Annotated in this window: 3 protein-coding genes and 1 other RNA gene; all 4 read left to right on the top strand. The window is 52.8% G+C overall.

What is annotated here, in order from left to right; genetic code table 11:
* The first annotated feature begins 513 nt into the window (after positions 1-513).
* Positions 514-1,302, top strand: coding sequence for a carbon-nitrogen hydrolase family protein (locus Q7U71_10850; protein MDO9392254.1), 789 nt, complete (start codon positions 514-516; stop codon positions 1,300-1,302).
* A gap of 80 nt (positions 1,303-1,382) precedes the next feature.
* Positions 1,383-2,483: a glycosyltransferase family 9 protein gene (locus Q7U71_10845; GenBank protein ID MDO9392253.1), complete on the top strand. Its 1,101-nt coding sequence runs from the start codon at positions 1,383-1,385 to the stop codon at positions 2,481-2,483.
* Between the two features lie 300 nt (positions 2,484-2,783).
* Positions 2,784-2,883, top strand: an RNA gene (gene ffs / locus Q7U71_10840) — signal recognition particle sRNA small type.
* Between the two features lie 145 nt (positions 2,884-3,028).
* The gene (dnaX, locus tag Q7U71_10835; protein ID MDO9392252.1) at positions 3,029-4,714 is read left to right on the top strand and encodes a DNA polymerase III subunit gamma/tau; all 1,686 of its coding nucleotides are present in this window, start codon (positions 3,029-3,031) and stop codon (positions 4,712-4,714) included.
* Positions 4,715-4,830 lie beyond the last annotated feature (116 nt).

Genomic DNA, 4,830 nt, shown 5'->3' with positions numbered 1-4,830 from the left:
TTAGGTAACTGGGTAGAAGTGTTAGGGATTAGGGGTTAGATGTTAGGGAACAGGGGGGAAACATTCTGTAATAGGGGAAATGCACATTGTAACAGGGGAACTGTAGGTTAAACTAGGGGGAAACCATTAGGGATCAGGGGTCAGATGGCAGGGTACAGGGGAAATACACATTGCAACAGGGGAGGAACGTTAGGGAACAGGGGAGAAACCGTTAGTCACCCTTAAGCAAGCATATTGCACCTGTAAGCAACCACATTGTAACACCAAGCAAGCACATTGCAACTGTAAGCAAGTGTATTGCACCCTTAAGCAACTATATTGTACCAGTAAGCAAGCATATATCACCCTTAAGCAAGCGCATTGTACCTTTAAGCAAACACTTTGTAACATTAAGCAACCGCATTGCACCAGTAAGCAAGAATATTGCACCGGGAAGGAAGTATAATGGGGGCGATATTACTTCAGTAGCTTTCCATCTGGTGGGCTGCAAATTTCAACTACATTGAGGTCTATATGAAGATAGGTACGTTTCAGTTTGCCTGTGACCACAATATCGAGAACAACTTCATATCTATCGAGCGGGGAATAAGAGAAGCTATTCAGAATAGGGTGGAGCTTCTGCTTATGCCAGAATGTGCGCTATGTGGATATTTTGAGGAAATGATTGATGATAAAGGAAAGTACGAGATAGAGAAGCAAGACTACTATCAAGAAAAGCTGCAGCATATTATAGACCGCACCAGTATGACCCTTGTCTTTGGAAGGATACAAAGTATTGGAGATGATGTATGCAATGTAGTCGCGATTTTACGACCGAACAGCGGCAGTTCATATTATGCAAAGAGGGCTTTATGGGGATGGGACAAGAACAATTTTGCAGCAGGCAAAGAGAAGGGATTCTTTGTAATTGGCGGTGTGAAAATCGGCACGAGGATCTGCTATGAAGCAGACTTCCCGGAATACTTCAGAGAACTTTTTGCAGAGAGTATCCCAATTGCATTGGTGAGTTTCGCACATTCCGGTGAAAGAGACGATATCGACAGATACGAAATGATGAAGGGTCTCTTGCAAACAAGAGCTTTCGAAAATGCAATGTTTGTTGTTTCTGCGAATAGCATATCCGGAAATCAGTTAACACCAACAGCAATAATAGATCCCAATGGAAGAGTCATCGGGATTGCATCACGAAGAGAAGAGGAACTGCTGGTGTTTGATTACGAAGAACCTCCATACCAATTTGGCAGACAGGGGAGAATGGAGCATTCAAAGTACTTGTGCAACATCAAGCAAAGCCAACAATGAACGTACTTGCCACGTCGTAACACGGCAAATGTTAACAGCTTCTTGTTCCTCCAAAATACTACTACAGTAAAATCACCCTCATGCGCATACCCAAAACTGAAAAAATATTCAAGAAGGCCCTGATCGGCCTTTTCTCTGCCTTCCTGCCAGACGTGCTTTATTCCCCGGACCAGGTGGACCTTGGTTCGGTCAAAAGCATCCTGGTGATCCGGCAGCACGACCAGCTGGGCGACCTGATACTTACCACCCCGGTCTACCGGGCCTTAAGGCAAAGATTCCCCCAAGCCAAAATAACCGTTTTGGCCCGCTATTATACCAACTCCGTCCTGCAGAACAACCCCAATATCGACCAGGTGCTGGTCTATCCGGAAAAGCTTAAACTGGCCACGCCCCAAAGGCTGTTCCAGCTGTTCCATGGCCTGCGGCAGGCCTACGACCTGTGCATCGTCCTGAATACGGTTTCCCACTCGCTTTCCAGCGATGTACTTTGCCTGCTGTCCGGGGCTCGCTACCGGCTGGGGACGGCGGAAATGCCGTTCTATGATTTCCGGCCCAACCTGTTTTACAATGTGCTGTCTGCTCCGTCAGTTTCGCCCATTCACGAAACAAAACGCAGCCTTTTGATCCTAGAGCACCTGGGGATCACCACCGGCGACCTGTCGGAAGAGGTCTGCCTGACTCCGGAGGAGAAGGAGCAGGGCCAGAAGGTGCTGTGGGACCACCACCTGGTTCCGGAGAAGACCATCGGCCTGAACCTGGGCGCCTACAACACGCCGAACCGGTGGCCTTACCAGAAGTACGCGGCCCTGGCCGACTGGCTGGCCGGAGAACTGGGATTCCAGGTGGCCGTGTTCTGGGGGCCGCGCGAGGACGACCTGGGCGAGCGGTTCCTGGGGGCGGTCAACGCCAAGGTGACACCCCTGCCCGGCCTGGACATCCGGCAGCTGGCCGGGGTCATCAGCCAGCTGCGGCTGGTGGTGTGCAATAATACCGGCATCATGCATCTTTCGGCGGCGGTGGGCGCGCCCACCTTTGCCATCTTTGGCCTGTACGACCCCGAGCTGTGGCGGCCGTTGAACAAGGATTTCTATGGGGTCCGGGGATTGGACAAGACCTGCACTTCGGCCGAGTTGGAGGTGGTGCAGTCGGGGATAAAGAGGATGCTGGAGAGACAGAAATAAATGGGAAATGGCTAAGTGGGAGATGGGAAGTGAAACCAAGGGCAGTGGTTCCTATTTCCCATTTTTTTTGTTATTAACCAGGTCACTTAATTTGAAGCATAGCACTCTAAAGGAAACGAATTTATTTTATAAGGAAGCCAGGAAAGCAGGAATCAATCAGGGCTCCCACAGTTTAGTATTCATGGCTTCATGGATTCCTAATAAAAATGGTACTTATTTATTGCCCCCATTAATACTTCCTATTTGGGAACGGCCCAAACTTGTTGACAAAACCACCGTCCTCTGTTAAAATCAATATTGGGCCGGGCCCGATGGAAGTGATGTTTGCCAACCCCGCCAGGACCGGAAGGTAGCAACGGTAAGCACGACCTCTCCTTGTTATCGGATAAGCCTGGCCCATTTACTTAAACCCTAAAACCTAATATCGAAATCCTAAATAATATCCAAGCCACAAACCTCAAACAGTCGTTTTGAACTTTGGTAATTGATATTTGTTTAGAGTTTAGAGTTTAGACATTAGTAATTATTATAGATGCTGGTTTTTTATGTCGTATCTCGTCTTAGCCCGCAAGTGGCGGCCCCAGAATTTTGAACAGCTGATCGGCCAGCAGCACGTTACCACCACCTTGCGCAATGCCATCAGATCCAAGCGCATCGCCCACGCCTACCTGTTCTCCGGGGCCCGGGGGGTGGGCAAGACCTCGGCCGCCCGGGTGCTGGCCAAGGCGTTGAACTGCGCCGAAGGCCCCACCGAGACCCCCTGCAACAAGTGCCCCTCCTGCGTGGAGATCACCGGCTCCCGCAGCATCGACGTGCTGGAGATAGACGGAGCCTCCAACCGTGGCATCGACGAGATCCGCGACCTGAGGGAGAACGTCAAATACACCCCCACCCAGGGCAAGTACAAGATCTACATCATAGACGAAGTCCACATGCTGACCAAGGAGGCCTTCAACGCCCTGCTGAAGACGCTGGAGGAGCCCCCGGCCCATGCCATCTTCATCTTTGCCACCACCGAGATCCACAAGGTTCCCATCACCATCCTGTCCCGCTGCCAGCGCTTCGACTTCCGCAAGGTGGAGGTATCGGTAGTGGTGGATTACGTCAAAAGAATGCTGGAGGGCGAGGAGGTCCAGGCCACGGACGACTGCCTGTACCTGGTGGCCCAGAAATCAGAAGGCTCGATGCGCGACGCCATCAGCCTGCTGGACCAGCTGATCTCCTACGGCGGCCAGAAGCTGACGGCCGAGGACGCCCGGCAGGTGCTGGGCCTGGTGGACGAGGCCCTGTTCTTCAAGACCGTGGACCTGATCCGGAGCAGGGACCAGGCCGGCCTGCTGGAACTGGTGGAACAGGTTTCCTCCGGCGGCTACGACCTGCAGGAATTTGCCCTGGGTCTTTTGGCCCACTTCCGCAAGCTGATGGTGATAGCGGCCGGCCAGCCTGGCATAGCGCTGTCCGACGTCCCGGCCGATGCCCGGGAGAATTATCTGAAACAGGCCGGCGGGATCCAGGGCCGCGATCTGCTGCGGATGGTAAGGATACTGGTGGAAACAGAGACCACCATGAAGCGAAGCAGCCAGTCCCGGCTGGTGCTGGAAGCGGCCTGCTTAAGGCTTTCTGACCTGGACGAGACCGTCAAAATCGAGGAACTGATAAACGGTTTGGGAGGGGATAACGGCCCGGAACCAAACCCCAGGCCGGCGCAGAACAGCGGCAGGGATGAGGTAAAACCAACCGGCTTGAAAAGCGCGGCGGTTGCACCTCCCTTGGTCCGACAGCCCCCGGCTGCGGTCTATGCCGCCCCCCCGGTCAGGGAAGAGCTTAAAGCTGCGCCCGCGGTCTTGAACGGTGATTTTGAAAGCCTGTGGAAGGACCTGGTATCATCCATCAAAAACCGCAACATGCTTCTGGGGACCTGTCTGGAAGCGGCCAGGCCCGTGGGCATCAGCGACGGACGGCTGACAGTTATCTACGGCGCCAATTCCAAATTCTTCACCGATTCCCTGGAGAACAAGACCAACCAGACCATGCTGGACGAGGAAACTTTCCGCCTATGGGGCCAGAAGCTAAAGCTGTCCTGCCAGGTGTCACAGGAAACGGGGCCGGCGGCCGGCGGCCTGCCGGTGCGGGCCAGCCTAAAGGACGAGACCGACCGGCGCCGGAACCAGGCGCTGGGCTCGGCCAAGATCAAGGGCTTTTTGGACCAGGTGGAAGGCGAAGTTTTATAAAATCAAAAACAAAAAATCAAAGATAAAATATAAGAACGGATACGAGTTTCTATGGCTAAAGGAATGGGGGATATTTTAAAGCAGGCCCAGATGATGCAGTCCAAGATGGAAAGCAT

The organism is bacterium (assembly GCA_030655055.1).
Lineage (GTDB): Bacteria > Edwardsbacteria > AC1 > AC1 > EtOH8 > UBA5202.
This window is presented reverse-complemented; position numbering and strand designations above follow the sequence as displayed.

Excerpts from the sequence above, each read along its gene's own strand:
- Q7U71_10850 (MDO9392254.1), top strand. The coding sequence starts at position 514 with ATGAAGATAGGTACGTTTCAGTTTGCCTGTGACCACAATATCGAGAAC.
- Q7U71_10845 (MDO9392253.1), top strand. The coding sequence starts at position 1,383 with ATGCGCATACCCAAAACTGAAAAAATATTCAAGAAGGCCCTGATCGGC.
- dnaX (MDO9392252.1), top strand. The coding sequence starts at position 3,029 with ATGTCGTATCTCGTCTTAGCCCGCAAGTGGCGGCCCCAGAATTTTGAA.